General features: G+C 35.2%; 21 protein-coding genes and 2 rRNA genes. All 23 read right to left on the minus strand.

The window, feature by feature from the left end:
• Positions 1 to 9: 9 nt before the first annotated feature.
• On the minus strand, positions 10 to 777 hold the full coding sequence (locus FYJ55_RS02770) for a phosphatidate cytidylyltransferase (protein ID WP_154555543.1): 768 nt from the start codon (positions 775 to 777) through the stop codon (positions 10 to 12).
• Positions 774 to 1,466 carry an isoprenyl transferase gene (locus tag FYJ55_RS02775; RefSeq protein ID WP_229771052.1) on the minus strand — a complete coding sequence of 231 codons (693 nt, stop codon included), beginning with the start codon at positions 1,464 to 1,466 and terminating at the stop codon, positions 774 to 776. Before FYJ55_RS02775 ends, FYJ55_RS02770 begins: the two co-directional genes overlap by 4 nt.
• Positions 1,467 to 1,506: 40 nt before the next feature.
• Positions 1,507 to 2,052 (minus strand): ribosome recycling factor, encoded by a 546-nt coding sequence (gene frr, locus FYJ55_RS02780; protein WP_154555545.1) that lies wholly within the window; start codon positions 2,050 to 2,052, stop codon positions 1,507 to 1,509.
• Between the two features lie 11 nt (positions 2,053 to 2,063).
• On the minus strand, positions 2,064 to 2,774 hold the full coding sequence (pyrH, locus tag FYJ55_RS02785) for a UMP kinase (RefSeq protein ID WP_003865905.1): 711 nt from the start codon (positions 2,772 to 2,774) through the stop codon (positions 2,064 to 2,066).
• A 103-nt stretch (positions 2,775 to 2,877) separates the two neighbouring features.
• Positions 2,878 to 3,768 (minus strand): translation elongation factor Ts, encoded by an 891-nt coding sequence (gene tsf, locus FYJ55_RS02790; protein WP_154555546.1) that lies wholly within the window; start codon positions 3,766 to 3,768, stop codon positions 2,878 to 2,880.
• 25 nt (positions 3,769 to 3,793) lie between these two features.
• Entirely contained in the window at positions 3,794 to 4,699 is a 906-nt protein-coding gene (gene rpsB / locus FYJ55_RS02795) for a 30S ribosomal protein S2 (protein WP_154555547.1), read from the minus strand.
• Between the two features lie 144 nt (positions 4,700 to 4,843).
• On the minus strand, positions 4,844 to 5,719 hold the full coding sequence (gene xerA / locus FYJ55_RS02800) for a site-specific tyrosine recombinase/integron integrase (RefSeq protein WP_154555548.1): 876 nt from the start codon (positions 5,717 to 5,719) through the stop codon (positions 4,844 to 4,846).
• Positions 5,712 to 7,010: a methylenetetrahydrofolate--tRNA-(uracil(54)-C(5))-methyltransferase (FADH(2)-oxidizing) TrmFO gene (gene trmFO, locus FYJ55_RS02805; protein WP_154555549.1), complete on the minus strand. Its 1,299-nt coding sequence runs from the start codon at positions 7,008 to 7,010 to the stop codon at positions 5,712 to 5,714. The genes xerA and trmFO overlap by 8 nt, the downstream gene beginning before the upstream one ends.
• Positions 7,010 to 9,142: a type I DNA topoisomerase gene (topA, locus tag FYJ55_RS02810; protein ID WP_154555550.1), complete on the minus strand. Its 2,133-nt coding sequence runs from the start codon at positions 9,140 to 9,142 to the stop codon at positions 7,010 to 7,012. Before topA ends, trmFO begins: the two co-directional genes overlap by 1 nt.
• Positions 9,143 to 9,198: 56 nt before the next feature.
• A complete protein-coding gene (dprA, locus tag FYJ55_RS02815) occupies positions 9,199 to 9,930 on the minus strand; it encodes a DNA-processing protein DprA (RefSeq protein WP_154555551.1) in 732 nt (243 codons plus the stop codon).
• Positions 9,931 to 9,962: 32 nt separating this feature from the next.
• Positions 9,963 to 10,571 (minus strand): ribonuclease HII, encoded by a 609-nt coding sequence (locus FYJ55_RS02820; protein WP_154555552.1) that lies wholly within the window; start codon positions 10,569 to 10,571, stop codon positions 9,963 to 9,965.
• Positions 10,561 to 11,409 carry a ribosome biogenesis GTPase YlqF gene (ylqF, locus tag FYJ55_RS02825; RefSeq protein WP_270499468.1) on the minus strand — a complete coding sequence of 283 codons (849 nt, stop codon included), beginning with the start codon at positions 11,407 to 11,409 and terminating at the stop codon, positions 10,561 to 10,563. Before ylqF ends, FYJ55_RS02820 begins: the two co-directional genes overlap by 11 nt.
• Positions 11,409 to 12,038, minus strand: coding sequence for a signal peptidase I (lepB, locus tag FYJ55_RS02830; protein ID WP_154555553.1), 630 nt, complete (start codon positions 12,036 to 12,038; stop codon positions 11,409 to 11,411). Before lepB ends, ylqF begins: the two co-directional genes overlap by 1 nt.
• A gap of 85 nt (positions 12,039 to 12,123) precedes the next feature.
• Positions 12,124 to 12,471, minus strand: a complete 348-nt coding sequence (gene rplS, locus FYJ55_RS02835; protein ID WP_117571589.1) for a 50S ribosomal protein L19 — start codon at positions 12,469 to 12,471, stop codon at positions 12,124 to 12,126.
• Between the two features lie 119 nt (positions 12,472 to 12,590).
• Positions 12,591 to 13,313 (minus strand): tRNA (guanosine(37)-N1)-methyltransferase TrmD, encoded by a 723-nt coding sequence (trmD, locus tag FYJ55_RS02840; protein ID WP_117925412.1) that lies wholly within the window; start codon positions 13,311 to 13,313, stop codon positions 12,591 to 12,593.
• On the minus strand, positions 13,310 to 13,798 hold the full coding sequence (gene rimM, locus FYJ55_RS02845) for a ribosome maturation factor RimM (protein ID WP_154555554.1): 489 nt from the start codon (positions 13,796 to 13,798) through the stop codon (positions 13,310 to 13,312). The genes trmD and rimM overlap by 4 nt, the downstream gene beginning before the upstream one ends.
• Before the next feature lie 38 nt (positions 13,799 to 13,836).
• Positions 13,837 to 14,085 carry a KH domain-containing protein gene (locus FYJ55_RS02850; RefSeq protein ID WP_117995726.1) on the minus strand — a complete coding sequence of 83 codons (249 nt, stop codon included), beginning with the start codon at positions 14,083 to 14,085 and terminating at the stop codon, positions 13,837 to 13,839.
• The gene (rpsP, locus tag FYJ55_RS02855) at positions 14,085 to 14,354 is read right to left on the minus strand and encodes a 30S ribosomal protein S16 (protein ID WP_117571593.1); all 270 of its coding nucleotides are present in this window, start codon (positions 14,352 to 14,354) and stop codon (positions 14,085 to 14,087) included. Before rpsP ends, FYJ55_RS02850 begins: the two co-directional genes overlap by 1 nt.
• A gap of 97 nt (positions 14,355 to 14,451) precedes the next feature.
• Positions 14,452 to 15,870: a signal recognition particle protein gene (ffh, locus tag FYJ55_RS02860; protein ID WP_154555555.1), complete on the minus strand. Its 1,419-nt coding sequence runs from the start codon at positions 15,868 to 15,870 to the stop codon at positions 14,452 to 14,454.
• Between the two features lie 34 nt (positions 15,871 to 15,904).
• Positions 15,905 to 16,408, minus strand: a complete 504-nt coding sequence (locus FYJ55_RS02865) for a GNAT family N-acetyltransferase (RefSeq protein WP_154555556.1) — start codon at positions 16,406 to 16,408, stop codon at positions 15,905 to 15,907.
• Entirely contained in the window at positions 16,393 to 17,325 is a 933-nt protein-coding gene (locus tag FYJ55_RS02870) for a glycosyltransferase family 2 protein (RefSeq protein ID WP_154555557.1), read from the minus strand. Before FYJ55_RS02870 ends, FYJ55_RS02865 begins: the two co-directional genes overlap by 16 nt.
• A gap of 93 nt (positions 17,326 to 17,418) precedes the next feature.
• Positions 17,419 to 17,532, minus strand: a 5S ribosomal RNA gene (gene rrf, locus FYJ55_RS02875).
• A gap of 60 nt (positions 17,533 to 17,592) precedes the next feature.
• Positions 17,593 to 17,765: ribosomal RNA gene (locus FYJ55_RS02880) — 23S ribosomal RNA — on the minus strand; the annotation flags it as partial.

Genomic DNA, 17,765 nt, shown 5'->3' on the forward strand with positions numbered 1-17,765 from the left:
TATTCCCCCTTAGAGAATGATTGTATATAAAACATTAAATACCATGATATTCAATAATAGTGAATCCACACGATCTAAAACGCCACCATGCCCTGGTAAAAGATTAGAGAAGTCTTTTACAGCAAAATAACGTTTAATAGCACTAAAGCACAAATCTCCAAGTTCTGCAGTAATAGGGCATACTAAACATAAGAACGTATTCAAAACTGGGTTTAAGTTTGATACGTAGCTAAAACTAACCACAAAGCTTAATGCAAAACCAAATACAATTCCTCCTACAAAACCTTCCCAACTCTTTTTAGGTGAGATTCTAGGATTCATTTTGTGCTTTCCAATAGCTCGACCCACAAAATAAGCTCCCGTATCACTTCCGTATGTTGCAAAAACAATCGTCCATAGGTACTGATGAACGTTTGCGATTTGTCCTACCGCATGATATACGAGGGAGAAAATTATAACGTATGAAATACACACAAAGGCATCTATGATTGAGAAGTTTTCAACAAAAACAACAAGACTCCATAAAAATACAACAATCAGTGTCATCACAACGAAAAAGTATTTATCCGGTAAAACTCTTGTTAAAACGACAGCTAAAGCACTGAGTGGAAGAACATATTTAGGCCAGTTTTTAAAATCTGGCTGAATATGCATCCATTCATATGCACCTGTACAAACAATAAATAAGGCAAGAGCTTCTAACCAATATCCTCCAAAAGCTACCGGTAGTGCTACAACAAGAATGATACCAATGGCGGTAATTATTCTTTGTTTCATGAAGTTAAGCCTCCAAACCTGCGATCTCTTGAAGCAAATTCGTCTAGACAATCTTTTAATTCTTTTTCATCAAAATCAGGCCATGTGACTGGTGTAAAAATCAATTCCGTATAGGCGAGTTGCCACAACAAATAATTCGAAATACGAAGTTCTCCACTTGTACGAATCATCAGATCAATGTCTTCTGGTACAAATAAATATTTTGAGAACTCTTCCTCAGTTAAATCGTTTTCACGTTTACCTTGAGCAACCTCATCCGCATATTTTTTCATACCAAGTAACATTTCTCTTCGCGAACCGTAATTAATGGCTAAGCATAATTCTAATCCAGTATTATCCTTAGTCATATTTACAGCCTTATTAATTACATTTTGTGTTGCTTGTGGGAATTTTTCTAATTCACCGGCAAAAGTTACACGAATGTTCTTTTCCATCAATTCATTAATATATTTATTAAAGAATAGTCCTGGTAATTTACATAAATAGGAAACTTCATCTTCTGGTCTTTTCCAGTTTTCTGTTGAAAAAGCATATAGAATCAATTTTTGAATTCCCATATCTTGTGCAGCTAGAGCCACAGTACGAATTGTATCCGCACCCTTTTTGTGTCCTGCCGTTCTTGGTAAGCCTCTTTTTTTTGCCCAACGACCGTTACCATCCATAATTATAGCTACTGTTTTTGGTGCCATAAAAACCTCCTTTTTAAAAAAGTCCAAATCAAGTTTGGACTTAGACATTTAATATTTCTTTTTTCTTTGCTTCACAAATTGAATCAACATCTTTAATATATTTGTCTGTTAATTTTTGTGATTCTTCTAATGTTTGTTTTTGTTCGTCTTCTGGAAGTTCTTTATCTTTTTTAATAGCATCGTTCGCATCACGACGTACGTTACGAATCGCAATCTTAGCTTCTTCACCATATTTTTGTGCATCTTTAGCTAATTCTTTACGACGATCTTCAGTTAATTGAGGAACTTGAATACGAATGACATCTGCTTCTGCTTGAGGATTCAATCCTAAGTTAGCAGCTTGAATTGCGTGTGCAATATCTTTAATGATTGAACGATCATAAGGTTTAATAACAAGTTGTGTACCTTCAACAACAGAAATCTGTGCCATCTGGTTGATTGGTGTCATTGCACCATAATATTCAACTTGTACACGTTCTAACATTTGCCCACTGGCACGTCCAGTACGGATATGACGAAGATTTGATTCTAAATTATCAATAACACCCATCATTTTTTCTTCTGCATTTAATAAAATATCACTCATTTTAATTCTCCTTATTTCTTTTTAGTGATTGTTGTACCGTTAACTTCACGGCGAACTGCTTTGACAATATTACCAGGTTCATTCATATTGAAAACAACTAAATCAATATCATTATCCATGCACATACTAATAGCTGTTGAGTCCATGACTTGTAATCCCTCGTTTAATACGTCCATATAATTTAGTGTGTCGTATTTCTTAGCATTTGGATTTTTCTTTGGATCTGAATCATAAACCCCATCAACACCATTTTTTGCCATCAAGATAACATCTGCATTAATTTCAGATGCACGTAATGCTGCCGTTGTGTCTGTTGAGAAGTATGGAGAACCTGTACCAGCTCCAAAAATAACGATTCTTCCTTTTTCCAAGTGACGTAAAGCACGTCTTAAGATGAATGGTTCTGCAACCTTTTGCATTTCAACAGCTGTCTGTACTCGTGTTTGAACGCCTTCTTGTTCTAATGCATTTTGAACAGCTAAAGCGTTGATTACAGTACCTAACATACCCATATAATCGGCTTGAGCACGGTTCATTCCCATTTCAGCCATCATCTTACCACGGATGAAGTTACCACCACCGACAACAATTGCTAATTCTACCCCTAATTTTTGTACTTCTTTTAACTCTTTTGCCAATCTTTTTAAGATTTCTGGATCAAAAGCAGCTTCAGGGCTAGACAAAGCTTCGCCACTTAATTTTAATAAAACACGTTTATACATAATATTGCTCCTTATTGAATTGTCACAACAATTATACACTATATTACGCTATTTAAAAAGAAAAACCCTTGGAATTTCCAAGGGTTTTAAAGTAAAAGATAAATTACTTAGCCATTTGAGCAGCAACTTCTTCAGCAAAGTTTTCTTCGCGTTTTTCGATACCTTCACCAGTTTGGAAACGTACGAAAGTTACTACTTCAGCTTTGTTGTCTTTCAAGAATTGAGAAACCTTAGTTTTAGGTTCTAAGAAATATTCTTGATCTAATAAGCATTGGTCTTTAAAGTGTTTGTCAACTTTTCCTTTTAAGATTCCTGCCAATACTTTTTCTGGCTTGTTAGCCATGCTAGGATCAGCCTTCATCATTTGTAATTGAAGTTCACGTTCGTGTTCAACTTCTTCACCTGGTACTTCAGCTTGAGATACATATTTTGGAGCCATACTAGCAACTTGCATTGCTAAGTTTTTAGCTACAGTAGCATCTTGAGTTCCTTTAACAACTACAACAGCAGAAATTGATCCACCCATGTGCATGTATGAACCGAAGATTTCATCATCTGCTTTTTCAACAACAGCAACACGACGGAAAGAAATCTTTTCTCCGATAGTAGCTGTAGCGTTGATGATTAAATCATTGATAGTTCCTTCAGCAGTTTGAACATTTAAAGCTTCTTCAGTTGTAGCAGGTTTGTTTGCAAGAATTGCTTCTTGTAAAGTATCCATTAAACCTAAGAATTGTTCGTTCTTACTTACGAAGTCTGTTTCTGAGTTAACTTCGAATAATACAGCAGTGTTTCCACTAACAGCAACACGAGTTAAACCTTCAGCAGCGATACGTCCTTCTTTTTTAGCAGATTTTGCGATTCCTTTTTCACGTAACCAGTCAACAGCTTTTGCAATGTCACCTTCACATTCAGTTAAGGCTTTTTTGCAATCCATCATACCAGCACCTGTTTTTTCACGTAATTCTTTTACTTGAGCAGCAGTGATAGCCATTTTAGCATCCTCCTATATTTTTTTATTATTCAGCAGCTTTTGCTTCTTCAGCTTTTGCAGCTGGTTTTACGTCATCATTTTTCTTATTGAAAGGACGACGGTTTTTACGTTCTAAGTTACGTTTTCTACGTTCTTCATTTCTTTGACGGCGACGACGTTCGTTTTCAGCGATTTGTGCTTCAACATTTTTGATTACGTCTTCCATAGTTACATCATCTTCAGTTTCTTCTAAGTAAGCCATTTCTAATAGACCACCCTTAGCATCAACGATAGCGTCTGCTAAGATTGTTGTAACTAATTTGATTGAGCGAACTGCATCATCATTAGAAGCGATTGCAAAATCAGCATCTTCTGGATCACAGTTTGTATCTAACATAGCGAATACAGGGATTCCTAATTTTTTAGCTTCAGCGATTGCATTGTGTTCTTCTTTTGGGTCAATAACAACTAATGCATCTGGAAGTTTCTTCATTTCTTTGATTCCACCTAAAGAACCTTCCAATTTAGCTTTTTCTTTATGTAAGTTAGCTTGTTCTTTCTTAGTGTAAACTTCGATTTTTCCGCTAGCTTCCATTTCTTCGATTTCTACTAAACGTTTAATACGTTTTTGGATTGTACGGAAGTTTGTTAATAAACCACCTAACCAACGTTTGTTAACGTAGAAAGATCCTGAACGTAAAGCTTGTTCTTCAACAACTTCTGCAGCTTGTTTCTTTGTTCCTACGAACAATACTTTTCCTCCACGTTCACTAATTGCTTTTAATTCATTGTAAGCAGCTTCGATTTGTGCTTGAGTTTGGTTTAAATCTACGATATAAACCCCGTTGCGACTTGTGTAGATGAATGGTTTCATCTTTGGGTTCCAACGGCGAGTCTGGTGACCAAAGTGAACACCGTTCTCTAACATTTTCTTCATTGATACGATTGACATAATAGTCCTACCTTTCCGTTTCTCCTCCATCATTTCAGACGCATGCAACACTGATGTGCACGGGCAAACGAATCCATGATGTGTGTTATAAGCGCAATCACGCGCTTTTACATTATAGCAATAACCTTTTTAACTTGCAAGTTGTTATTTTTCAAAAGGATGCGCTTTTTTATAAGCCTTCACTAACTGTGCTGTAGTTACATGCGTATAAATTTGTGTTGTTGATAAAGATGAATGTCCTAGTAACTCTTGAACAACACGAATATCCGCTCCATTATCTAATAAATGTGTCGCAAAACTATGTCTCAACATATGTGGATGCAATTTCATATGCATTCCAATGGCTTTGGCATGTTTATCCATTAAATACTGAATACCACGAGAAGTTAATTGTTTACCTCTTAAATTCACAAATACATGATCATCCACTGCATATTTTGACCAAAAACTATTTTTATATTCCAACAATTCTTTTTCAAAACCTTGGTAAAAAGGTACAATACGATCTTTATCCCCTTTACCTCGAATATGCACGATTCGATTGTTTAAATCAATTTGATTCCATTCCAAAGAAACACATTCACTAACACGTAATCCACATGCATACATCATCGTAAATAATATGCGATCGCGATATTGATCTTCTTTGGCGTCATTATAAGAATTTAAAAATTCCTGAATTTCTTCTACAAATAAAAAATCTGGAATTTGTTTTGACTTCTTTGGTGTCTGTATCCCTAATAAAGGATTTTCATTGATACCCATATACTCTGCCAAATACGCATAGAAAGAACGATATACACTCATTTTACGTGCAATCGAACTTGATTTTAAATGATCCAATGTGGCTAGAAAATTCATAAAAGTCAATCTGTCACACAATTCAAAAGAATCCATAGATTGACTTAATAAATATTCTTTATATTGGTTCAAATCATTTTTATACGATTCGATAGTTTTATCTGATTGCGTATTCTTTCGATATATATATTTTAGAAAACGATCAATCAACTCATCCATTGACTTGTTCCTGGATTTCTTGAATACGAGAAAGTGCCTGAGCAGCAAATTTTTCTTTACGCTCGTGTTTCTTACATTTTTCGTTTAGATGCATAATGCCAAAGTTTGCATTCATTGGCTGGAAATGTTTTGGATCACAATGTGTAATATAGTATGCTTGTGAGCCCATCACACAAGTATTTCCAAAACAAATTGGTTCTTTACCTTGCATATACAACGACATATTGATTCCGGCAATCAATCCGGATGCACAAGATTCAACATAGCCTTCAACTCCGGTTAATTGTCCGGCAAAGAATAAATCATCACGTTTCTTTGATTGATATGTTTCTTTTAAAACAATTGGACTTGATAAATAAGAATTTCGATGCATAACACCATAACGAGTAATTTTCAAATTTTCTAATCCAGGAATCAAAGCGAAAACTCTTCTTTGTTCAGGCCAAGTTAAATGTGTCTGGAAACCAACAATATTGTACATACTTGCAGCTACATTATCTTGGCGTAACTGAACTACGGCAACGGGATGTGAATCCTTGTCTTTTTCCAATCCCACCGGCTTTAATGGCCCAAACAACATAGTCTTCTTTCCACGTCGTGCCATTTCCTCAATGGGCATACAACCTTCAAAATATGTTTCTTTTTCAAAATCGTGCAAATTCACACATTCTGCATGAATCAATGCATCATAGAATGCTTCAAATTCATCCGCATTCATCGGACAGTTGATATAACTTGCTTCACCTTTGTCATAGCGAGACTTATAGTAGGCTTTACTAAAATCAATCGAATCCTTTTCAATAATAGGTGCTGCTGCATCATAGAAATGGAAAGTATCTTCAGAAGTGAAATCATGTATAGCCTTCGCTAGAGAATCACTTGTCAAAGGTCCTGTTGCGATAATGCATGGTCCTTCTGGTAAAGCTGTCATTTCTTCATTGACAACGTCGACCAATGGATGATTTTTGATTGTATCAGTAATATATTGTGAAAAAGTCTCACGATCAACTGCCAACGCACTTCCAGCTGGTACAGCATGCATATCTGCTGATTTCATAATCAATGAATCCATTTGGCGTAATTCCTCTTTTAAAATACCTACCGCATTATTCATCGCATTGGATCGAAGTGAATTCGAACACACAAGTTCCGCAAATTGATCTGTATGAAAGGCTGGACTTTCCTTTTTAGGACGCATTTCAATCAATCGAACCGGAATATTTCTTTTTACGAGCTGCCATGTTGCCTCACACCCGGCAAGTCCTGCTCCTACAACCGTAACTTGTTCCATTATTTATCTTCCTCTGTTTTCTTAGGTACTTTTTTTATATAGTGACATTTTGGATAATTTGAACAACCAATGAAAGTTGTCCCAAAACGTGATTTTCTTCTGACAAGCTCATGTCCACACTCCGGACACATTTCACCTGTTGGCTCAGGTTTCGCCTTCTTTTTCAAAGATTCGATAGTTTTGCATTCCGGATAATTTGAACATGCCCAGAACTGGCCATAACGCCCTCTTTTAATCACCATCTTAGCTCCGCAGTTCGGACAGATTTTTTCTTCTTTTGCCTCTTCTGGAAGTTCTTCTTCATCATTTTCAGTGTAGCGACATGTTGGAAAGTTAATACAAGAAATAAACTTACCAAAACGACCATTACGATAAACAAGCTCTCCACCACATTCAGGGCAAGTACGTCCTACACGTTCTAATTCCTTCTTTGGCATTTTTTCATAGGCATCTTCTACAAGTGGAGCAAATTTATCATAGAATTTGTGCATGTAAGATACAGAGTCCTCGTTTCCTTCGGCAATTTCATCCAAAGTTTTTTCCATATCTGCCGTATATTCTACGTTAATGACACTTGAGAAATACTGTTGTAGTTTTTCATTTGTCAAAATCCCCTGCTCACTAGGAATAAATACCTTCGTCTTTGAAGTTTCACTTGCCTTTTCTAATGAGGCATAGCCGCGTTTTTGTAAGGTATCAATAATTGTCGCATATGTACTTGGACGACCAATTGACTTTTCTTCAAGATCTTTAATCAGACGTGCTTCTGTATAACGTGCTGGTGGTTCTGTAAAGTGCTGCTTTGAAGTTGGAGTTACATTTTTTAAAACTTCATTTTCTTCCAACTTAGGAAGTAAAGCATCACTTTGTTTTTCATATTTAGAATATACTTTGTAGTAACCATCAAAAGTCATAGTTTGTCCGCTTGCACTAAATTCTAAATCGTTGTTTGTGATTTTAACACTCGTCACATCATATACGGCATCTTTCATTAAGGATGCCAAAGTACGCGCATAAATTAGTGAATACAAACGATATTGATCATTCGTTAAATGGTCTTTGATGGATTCGGGTGTACGATTAATGTTTGTTGGTCGAATGGCTTCATGTGCGTCCTGCGTATTTTTACCATTCTTTTGATGTACATGTCCAACATATTCTTTACCATATGTATTTGTGATGAATTTCTTGGCATCTGAAACAAAAATATCAGATAAACGTGTTGAGTCCGAACGCATATACGTGATCAAACCTTCCATATTTCCGCCTAGATCAATACCTTCATACATTTTTTGAGCTACACTCATTGTCTTCTTTGCACCAAATCCTAATTTTGTACTGGCTTCCTGCTGCATAGTCGATGTTGTAAATGGAAGTTTAGGTTGTTTCTTTTTCTGTTTTTTAGAAATCGATGAAACAATATATTCTCCATTGCACCTTTCCAAAAGTGCTTTAGCTTCTTCTTCATCTTTGATTTTAGGCTTTTTACCTTCAACCTTCACTAAATCTGCTTCAAATGCTTTATTCTGCTTTTTACATTGTGCATGAATCGTCCAATACTCTTCTTGTTTAAACGCCTTGATTTCATTTTCACGATCAACAATCAATTTCAACGCCACAGATTGCACACGTCCTGCAGATTTAGACTGGATTTTATTCTGCAGCAATTTGCTGAGTTTAAACCCAATAATTCGATCTAACATACGACGTGTTTCTTGTGATTTCACAAGGTCCATATCAATTTTTCTTGGTGCTTTCATAGCTTCAAGAATTGCAGGCTTCGTGATTTCATGGAAAACTATACGATTATTGTCTTCTGTATTTAAATCTAATACACGTGCTAAATGCCATGCGATTGCTTCTCCTTCACGGTCCGGGTCACTGGCAAGATAGATATCTTGTGCTTTAGAAGCGTACTCTTTTAATTCTTTCACTACTTCTTTTTTCTCTTTGCTAATTTTATATTTAGGTTCGAAATCATGATCTACATCAATTCCTAAACCTTCTTTTCCGCTTGTCGCCAAATCACATACATGGCCTTTGCTGGAAACAACTCTGTATTCTTTTCCTAAATATTTTTCAATCGTCTTCGATTTGGAAGGCGACTCCACAATAACTAAATGTTTTTTCATTTGTTTCCCCCATATTCACGCTATATAAAACATTAAAAATTTCAATTTGTCAATCCTCAGATATCATCAATGTCTTTTATATCCACCAAAATATTGGCTCCATTACTAATCAAGTAGTTACATCCTTGATACTTTTCATCTTGAAAAGCTGTAGGCACACAATAAATAGGAACACTCAATTCGAGACATTCATTCACAGTAATCATTGTTCCACTTTTATAGGTTGCCTCAATCACAACTAAATTGCTGCTTAAAGCGGCAATCAAGCGATTACGCCATGGAAAGTGATAAGCCAAAGGCTTCACATGCATGGGATATTCACTAATGATCAATCCACTTTTTTTCATCCTTTCAAATAAAAACGTGTTTTCCTTTGGATAAATCACATTGATCCCACAACCAAGCACACCAATTGTTTTTGATGCATTCAAATGGGCCCTGGCATCAATACCTTTGGCAAGCCCAGATACAATGACGTACCTTGATTGGAGTCTTTGTACGATTGTATCCGTATTTTGCAGTGCCTGCACTGAACAGTTTCTAGCTCCTACTATACCTACACCTTTTTCTTTCAACAAACAAACATTACCCTGATAAAAAATAATCCATGGCGGATATCTTAAATGTTTAAATGCTTCAGGATACATCTCATCAACGATTGTAAGATAAGGATATGGATATGCAATGATGGAATAGTTTTCATGTGCCTTTATCGCATTGCCAATTTTCTTCCAATCTCCATCATATTGGATGGCATACCATAAAATAGCTTCTCTTTTTATTCTCATATACTCATATACGAAAAAAAAGAGACTTTTAACTAAAAAAGTCTAATTTCTTCAAGTTTTTTTACAGGACCATAACTTCTTCGATAGAAATCCTGTAATCCATACTTGTTTAAAGCTTCAATATGCGCTTTTGTCGGATATCCTTTATGTTTGGCTAAACCATACTGTGGATACATTTCATCCAACTTTTTCATCCAGCGATCACGCGTAACTTTCGCTAAAATACTTGCCGCCGCAATAGACAATGATTTTTGATCTCCCTTCACAATAGCTTGATAAGGTTTATCAATATCTGGTAATGGCATCGCATCACTCAACACAAAATCACATTGTGCTTTATTGGCAATTTCCATCATAGCTTCTTGAGTTGCACGATAGATATTTTTCCTATCAATCGTCTTTTCATCTACAACTAAAATTTGATAGTACAAAGCATCCTGAATAATTATTTTAAACAACTTTTCTCGCTTTTTTTCACTCAATTTTTTAGAATCATCAATTAACACATTTTGATATCCCTTTGGAAAGATAACTCCTGCTACCATCAATGGACCGGCAATAGGGCCTCGCCCTGCTTCGTCCATACCAAGTACACTTTGATTTTGATCCCAGTAATCATGCTCCAAAGGTCTATCCAACATGTGGTTTCTCCCAAGTAATCAAGCCACACTTATTTTCACGGATATCTTTGACAAAACTTAACATCAAACGATTTTCATCAATTTCACCCTTTAATAAATAACCACGTTTTATGGCGATATTCTGTAATGTTTCATAAGGCGTATCCACAATCTTGACATGATATACTGTATCAAAGATTTCAGGTTTTTCCTGCATTAAATATTCACACGCAAATAATGCCAAATCGTCCATATTTACAACTTGATCTTTTACTGAACCCAATAGAGCAAGTTTTAGACCTACTTGTTGATCTTCAAATTTTGGCCATAATACACCCGGCGTATCTAATAGCTCAAGTGTTTGACCTACCTTAATCCATTGAAGACTCTTTGTCACGCCTGGACGATCTCCAGTTTGAGCCGCTTTACGTTTCGCAAACGTATTAATAAATGTGCTTTTACCTACGTTAGGAATTCCACACACCATGGCACGCAAAGCTCTAGGCTTCATTCCTCTACGTTTTTGTTTTTCAATTAAATTGATACATAATTCATTCGATGCCTTAATCAATTGTTTTGAGAAATTTTCATGAATAAAATCCAATGCTAATACTTTTTGATTCTCTGTTTCTAAGGCATTTACCCATTGTTTGGTAAGTTCTTTATCAGCCTTATCTTTTTTTGACAAAAGAATCAAACGCGGTTTATTTTGAATCAATTGATCCAACATTGGATTTTTACTGGCATCTGGCATTCTTGCATCACGAATCTCAATCACAAAATCAACTTTTTTTAAATTCTCTTCCATTTGCCTTTTGGCCTTGGTCATATGACCTGGAAACCATTGTACGTTTGCCACTAATCTTTCACTCCTATATCTGAAATTGGTAACAAGACTAACATCTTCTTGGCAAAGATCTGTGATTTCTTAACAGGGCCTACATAGCGTGAATCTTTAGAATAAGGACGATTATCCCCCATTACGTAATATTCGTCATCTTTTAATTTCACTTCTTCAAAATCCACAACATTCGTATTATCGGCATCTGGTACTTTATTAAAGTAACCAAATTTATCTACCAATGATTGACGATAGTCCGGATCTATATATTTAGTCTCATCCAATACTTTTCCATTAATATATACAACATCATTTACACAGCTTACTGTATCACCTGGTAAACCTATTACACGTTTTACCCAATGTGTTTTCTGTCCCTCTTCTTCCATGGTTACAACGACTATATCCCCTCGTTCTACACCATTCAATAATACGCCTCCAACATTGGTGAATCCAAATTCACCATCTTTCAATGTTGGATACATACTTCTTCCATCTACACGAACTGGGTGAGCAACAAAGTTCACAAACAATAAAATTACGATTGCACTTACTACAAATACTTTTATGAATCCAAGTATATCTTCTAGTAAAGTACGTTCGTCATCCTCATTGTACCTTAGTTCGTTTTTCTTTGAATTCTTCATATAATCTCTAACCCCCTAAATGTTATAAATCTATTATAAAGCTATTTAGAAAAAAAAGCCTGAAAATCAGACTTTTTTTTAACAATTAACGAACTTCTTTTAAACGAGCAGCTTTACCCGAACGGTTACGTAAGTAAGATAACTTGTTACGACGTACTTTACCGTGACGAACTACTTCAATGTGGTCAATGATTGGTGAGTGTAAAGGGAATTTACGTTCAACACCAATTTGGTTAGAAATCTTACGAACTGTGAATGTTTCAGAGATTCCTCCACCTGCACGTTCAATTACAACACCTTCAAATACCTGGATACGGCTCTTGTCCCCTTCTTTGATTTTAACGTGAACACGAACAGTACTTCCAGAACGGAATGCTGGAATATCAGTCTTCAATTGTGATTTTGTTACTTCATTAACTAATCCTAAGTTCATTTTCTTTTCTCCTTCTTTTCTAATATTTGGTTATCAGTTCATTCACACAATGTGCCAGCGGAACTACCTATGCGTAAACGCCCATTAATATTACCATGACAATAGATTTTGCGCAAGAATTATTTTTTGATTTTTAATACTGAATCGACTACTTTTTGATCTTCTTTATTTAAATTTAAATTTTCTAATAAATCCGGACGATACATCGCTGTTCTTTTTAAAGACTCTTCATGTCTATACTTCTTGATGTTCGCATGATGACCACTCAATAATACATCTGGAACTCTTTTTCCATCATAGATTTCTGGCCTAGTATATTGAGGATATTCTAAAAGTCCATTTGAGAAAGAATCATCATCACTGGAATCTTGGCGAATAACACCCGGTAAAATACGTAATATGCAATCGCACATGACCATACATGCACTTTCACCACCAGTTAATACAAAGTCCCCTAAAGACATTTGAATATCTACATAATCACGAATTCGTTCATCAAATCCTTCATAGTGACCACAAATAAAAATTAAATGTTCCTTTAAAGATAATTCCTTTGCGATGGATTGATTAAATGTCTTACCTTGAGGTGTCAATAAAATCACTGTACTATTTTCTGTACGAATGGATTCTAATGCATCTAATATAGGTTGACACATTAATACCATTCCCGCACCACCACCATATGGTGTATCATCCACGTGGCCATGTTTTTCTTTTGTGAACTGACGAAAATCGATGGTTTCAAACTCAAATAAATCTTTTTCTTTGGCACGCTTTAAAATACTTGTTGTCATTAAAGGTTCAAAGTATTCTGGAAATAATGTTAATACAGATATTTTCATCGTAAGCCTTCCATTTCACGAATTGTGATTTCATGAGCTTCTTTGTTCACATCAACAATAAATGCAGGTACAAAAGGCAATAAGAAACTGTTTCCTCTTGATTTTACGCGAAGTACTAGATTGGCACCTGTTTCTAAAATATCTACAACTTCTCCAAGTTTTTCTTTTTCTTCATTATAAACCGTACAATGCATTAATTCATGATAATAATATTGACCTTCTTCAAGTTCAGGTAAATCCTCTTGGGCAATAAATAAATTTTTTGTTTTCAATTGTTCTGCTTTTTCAATTGAATCAACACCTTCAAAATAACAATAGCCAAAACCCTTTTGTTCGCGATAACGCACAACGGTTAATGTACGACCATCTTCTAAATGTAATACTCTACCTTTTTCAAAACGATGCTGCGGATCATCTGTCACAAGATACATTTTACATTCACCCTTAAGTCCATGCGTATTAATGATTTGAGCTACTTTTATCATATGTTCCTCCTAAAAAAATCAGGATGTGAAATCACATCCTAATACGCTTCAAATTTTACTGAAATTCTTTTGTGTACATCACGCGCCGCAATAGACATCATTTGACGAATACTGCTAGCCATAATACCCTTACGGCCAATTAAGCGTGCAACATCTTCGCTGTTGGCATATACATACAATAAAATTTCATTATCATTTGTAGTTGCCATTGTTTTTACAGATAATGCTTTTTGATCATCTACAAGTGGTAAACAAATGTCTAATAATGTTTTTTCTAAATCAATCATTATTTTGAACTTTTCGCTTCGTGCATTTCTTTTAAAACACCTTCGTGTGATAAAATTGAACGAACTGTATCAGTTGGTTGTGCACCGTTGCTTAACCATTTCTTTGCTAATTCTTTGTCTAAAGTTACTTTTTCTTCAGCTTTAGTTGGGTTGTAAGTACCGATTTGTTCGATAAAACGACCATCACGAGGACTACGTGAATCAGCAGCTACTATACGGTAGAAAGGAGCTCCCTTTTTACCCATTCTTTTTAAACGTAATTTAACCATATTTAAATTCCTACCTTTTCTAATTTATTAAAGCTCATAAAGAATAACATGAATAAAAAGATGTGTCAAGTATTTTTACTTTACACCTTAATTTTTTTTATTTTTTCTTCTTTTTCTTTTTCGGTTTCTGTTTTTTACTACCAGAATGCTTTGACATTCCAGGCATTCCGCCTCCACGCTGCATATTCTGTAGTGCAGACATATCAGGAAGTTTTGCCTTACCGCTCATCATCTTTGTCATCATTTGCATCTGTTCTAATTGATTAATCAAACGATTAACATCCATGACTTTAACTCCTGCACCCTTGGCAATACGATTCTTTCTTGATGCTTTTAAACATGATGGATTTTCACGTTCATATTCTGTCATCGATAAAATAATGGCTTCACTCTTTTTCATCTGTGAATTCATTTTTTCATCATCTAAATTTTTAGCTACCTTATTAATACCAGGAATCATATTCATCATTTTCTGCATAGATCCCATTTTAGAAACCTGGCCTAATTGTGCTAATAAATCATTGAATGTAAAAACACCCTGTTTCATACGTTCAGCCGTTTTTTTCTGAACTTCAATATCTAATTTATCTTGAGCCTGCTCAACTAAAGTGACGATATCTCCCATTCCCAAGATACGATCTGCCATACGATCTGGGTGGAACTCTTCTAGGTCATCTACTTTTTCACCATTTGACACAAATAATACAGGTACATTTGTGATAGAACGAACTGACAACAATCCTCCACCACGTGCATCGCCATCCATTTTTGTAACGATCAATCCTGTTACAGATAATTGTTCATTAAATTCTTTTGCGACAGTCACTATATCTTGACCTGTCATCGCATCTACAGTTAATAAAATTTCATCAGGAACAACAAGATCCTTCATTTGTTGAAGTTCCTGCATTAATGCTTCATCAATGTGCAAACGACCAGCCGTATCGAAAATCACTAAATCTTTTTGACGATCTTTCGCATAGGCCAATGCCTGTCTTGCTGTTTCAACCGCAGATGTTTCTGGTCCACAAGTAAACACTTCTACATCAATACTTTTTCCTAATGTCTGCAACTGTTCAATAGCTGCAGGACGCACAACGTCACATGCGACTAATAAAACACGACGTGCTAATTTGTTTTTGCAGTAATTCGCAATTTTTGCACTTGCTGTAGTTTTACCAGTACCCTGTAAACCAACCATCATAACCGTAGTCATGCCTTGCTTTTTAAAGTGAATACGAGCATCTTCTTCACCTAATAATACTTGCAATTCATCATGTACGATTTTAACAACCATTTGACTAGGATTTAAAGAATCTAATACTTCTTGTCCTAGTGCTTTTTCTTTTACATTTTCAACGAAGCTCTTTACTACATTGTAATTAACATCTGCCTCTAATAATGACATGCGCACTTCTTTTAACATGTCATTCATATTTTTCTCAGTCAGTTTTCCCTGTCCTGAAATATTTTTAAATGCTTTATTTAAACGTTCACTTAATGATTCAAATGCCATAAATTATAATCTCCCCAAACTGATATAAGTTTACCTAATTTTTATTTAAATTACAATGGAAGGCCAATCGACTTTGTCCATTTTTTAAATAAATTGTACCTACATGTTTAAATCCATGCTTCAACATGAAATTTTGCATAGGCTTGTTGTCCATATGTGTGTCCATACGAATATTATCAATCTTAGATTCACAATATTCTAAAATGATGTCAGCCATATGCTTTTTTAAACCTCGTGTTGCGATACGATGAATAACACCATACGGTTCATCATTTAGCCATTGGCCATCATATATTTTATTGTAACAAGGATCAATACCACAATAAAACACAAAACTTGCTTGAATGCCATCTTCATCTTCTAAAACGTACATTTCATTTTTTTCAATATCCTCAGTCAATATTTCTCTTGATGGATATCCATTTGTCCATTGATTTGTATTTCCTGTAGAAACCATGAATTTTCTAGCTCGTTCATAGATTTCTAATAAAACAGGCATATCTTCTAGAGTTGCCTTACGAATTAATTCTCTTGCCATTTTAAAGACCATCCAAACTTTACACATGCGATTAAACGCCATACAACATATCCAATACGATAGAATATGTTAATTTTTGACCAATCAATTACAGCCGGTACATAGACAGGTTGATCTTTTCTAGAATAGAAAAAAATCAAAGTATATAGAATTACCATATCACTATTATAAAAGTTAATATCATAATAAAAATTTTCATTTGGAAACCATTGATGTAAACAAAGCTCCTGATATTCATAGGCTGCACGCATTTCATACGCCTGTACAAGATCCATGTGATCTGTTAAAGATCCTGGACGTTTAACGTAATGATAATAACAGTTAGGTATTATTGAAACGCGATTTGCATTATAGATTGCTTTAAAAACTGTGTACGTATCTTCGAATCCCTTTTTCTCATCTGGAAATTTAACATCTTTAAAACAAGAAGCCGCATATAGTTTTCCCCAAGGATAATTATTAATACCTTTATTTTGACTCAATGCTCTTAATGCAGATAAAGAATCCATAGTTTTTTTTCGCATCGGACTCACTGGAATTGATAATCCTTTATATTCAATACAGTATCCACAAGTAACAATCTCACTTTGCGTTTTAATAGCTTCATTTATCATTGTTTCGATCATATGCGGATTTAAATAATCATCACTATCAACAAACAAATAATAATCCCCAGTTGCCTTTTCTAATGCACGATTTCGAGTTGTAGAAATACCTGCATTTTCATAGCTATATACATGAATAAAATCATATTTAGAAGCATATAATTCGGCAATATCCAATGATGAATCTGTAGTTCCGTCATTAATAATAATGATTTCTATATTTTTGTATGTCTGTAAAAGAATAGATTCAAGACATTTCGATAAATATTTTTCCACATTGTATACTGGAATCAATATACTCACTTTATACATGAACGGCCTCCTTAAATGCCAAAATACAATATCCCTTAGTAAAGAAAATATCAAATTTATATATAAGAATCAACAACAATCTAAAAAAAAAGGACCCGGCAGCTAGCTATCTTCGCAGGGGCAAGCCCAACTATTGTCGCCGTGAAAGTGCTTAACTTCTGAGTTCGGGATGAGTTCAGGTGTGTCCACTTTGCTATCGCCACCGGATCTTGAGTTCTCTTTCGATCCCTCAAAACCGAACAACTATTCTGAAGAAATTCCATATTCCTGATTAAGTCCTCGACCGATTAGTACCAGTCAACTCCGTACATCACTGCACTTCCATCCCTGGCCTATCTACCTTATCGTCTTTAAGGGGTCTTACTTCTTGCGAATGGGAGATCTCATCTTGGAGTAGGCTTCGTGCTTAGATGCTTTCAGCGCTTATCCTTTCCCTACTT

The sequence above is a fragment of the Holdemanella porci genome (genome assembly GCF_009696075.1).
Classification (GTDB): Bacteria; Bacillota_I; Bacilli_A; order Erysipelotrichales; family Erysipelotrichaceae; genus Holdemanella; species Holdemanella porci.

What these genes read in the sequence shown, in the direction of transcription:
- FYJ55_RS02850 (WP_117995726.1), bottom strand. Translation starts at nt 14,085, where the DNA reads ATGATTGATTTAGAAAAAACATTATTAGACATTTGTTTACCACTTGTA.
- dprA (WP_154555551.1), bottom strand. Translation starts at nt 9,930, where the DNA reads ATGAGAATAAAAAGAGAAGCTATTTTATGGTATGCCATCCAATATGAT.
- FYJ55_RS02775 (WP_229771052.1), bottom strand. Translation starts at nt 1,466, where the DNA reads ATGGCACCAAAAACAGTAGCTATAATTATGGATGGTAACGGTCGTTGG.
- ffh (WP_154555555.1), bottom strand. Translation starts at nt 15,870, where the DNA reads ATGGCATTTGAATCATTAAGTGAACGTTTAAATAAAGCATTTAAAAAT.
- FYJ55_RS02770 (WP_154555543.1), bottom strand. Translation starts at nt 777, where the DNA reads ATGAAACAAAGAATAATTACCGCCATTGGTATCATTCTTGTTGTAGCA.
- topA (WP_154555550.1), bottom strand. Translation starts at nt 9,142, where the DNA reads ATGAAAAAACATTTAGTTATTGTGGAGTCGCCTTCCAAATCGAAGACG.
- rplS (WP_117571589.1), bottom strand. Translation starts at nt 12,471, where the DNA reads ATGAACTTAGGATTAGTTAATGAAGTAACAAAATCACAATTGAAGACT.
- trmD (WP_117925412.1), bottom strand. Translation starts at nt 13,313, where the DNA reads ATGAAAATATCTGTATTAACATTATTTCCAGAATACTTTGAACCTTTA.
- trmFO (WP_154555549.1), bottom strand. Translation starts at nt 7,010, where the DNA reads ATGGAACAAGTTACGGTTGTAGGAGCAGGACTTGCCGGGTGTGAGGCA.
- FYJ55_RS02820 (WP_154555552.1), bottom strand. Translation starts at nt 10,571, where the DNA reads ATGTTGGATAGACCTTTGGAGCATGATTACTGGGATCAAAATCAAAGT.
- FYJ55_RS02865 (WP_154555556.1), bottom strand. Translation starts at nt 16,408, where the DNA reads ATGGCAAGAGAATTAATTCGTAAGGCAACTCTAGAAGATATGCCTGTT.
- rimM (WP_154555554.1), bottom strand. Translation starts at nt 13,798, where the DNA reads ATGATAAAAGTAGCTCAAATCATTAATACGCATGGACTTAAGGGTGAA.
- rpsP (WP_117571593.1), bottom strand. Translation starts at nt 14,354, where the DNA reads ATGGTTAAATTACGTTTAAAAAGAATGGGTAAAAAGGGAGCTCCTTTC.
- pyrH (WP_003865905.1), bottom strand. Translation starts at nt 2,774, where the DNA reads ATGTATAAACGTGTTTTATTAAAATTAAGTGGCGAAGCTTTGTCTAGC.
- FYJ55_RS02870 (WP_154555557.1), bottom strand. Translation starts at nt 17,325, where the DNA reads ATGTATAAAGTGAGTATATTGATTCCAGTATACAATGTGGAAAAATAT.
- tsf (WP_154555546.1), bottom strand. Translation starts at nt 3,768, where the DNA reads ATGGCTATCACTGCTGCTCAAGTAAAAGAATTACGTGAAAAAACAGGT.
- frr (WP_154555545.1), bottom strand. Translation starts at nt 2,052, where the DNA reads ATGAGTGATATTTTATTAAATGCAGAAGAAAAAATGATGGGTGTTATT.
- xerA (WP_154555548.1), bottom strand. Translation starts at nt 5,719, where the DNA reads ATGGATGAGTTGATTGATCGTTTTCTAAAATATATATATCGAAAGAAT.
- rpsB (WP_154555547.1), bottom strand. Translation starts at nt 4,699, where the DNA reads ATGTCAATCGTATCAATGAAGAAAATGTTAGAGAACGGTGTTCACTTT.
- lepB (WP_154555553.1), bottom strand. Translation starts at nt 12,038, where the DNA reads ATGAAGAATTCAAAGAAAAACGAACTAAGGTACAATGAGGATGACGAA.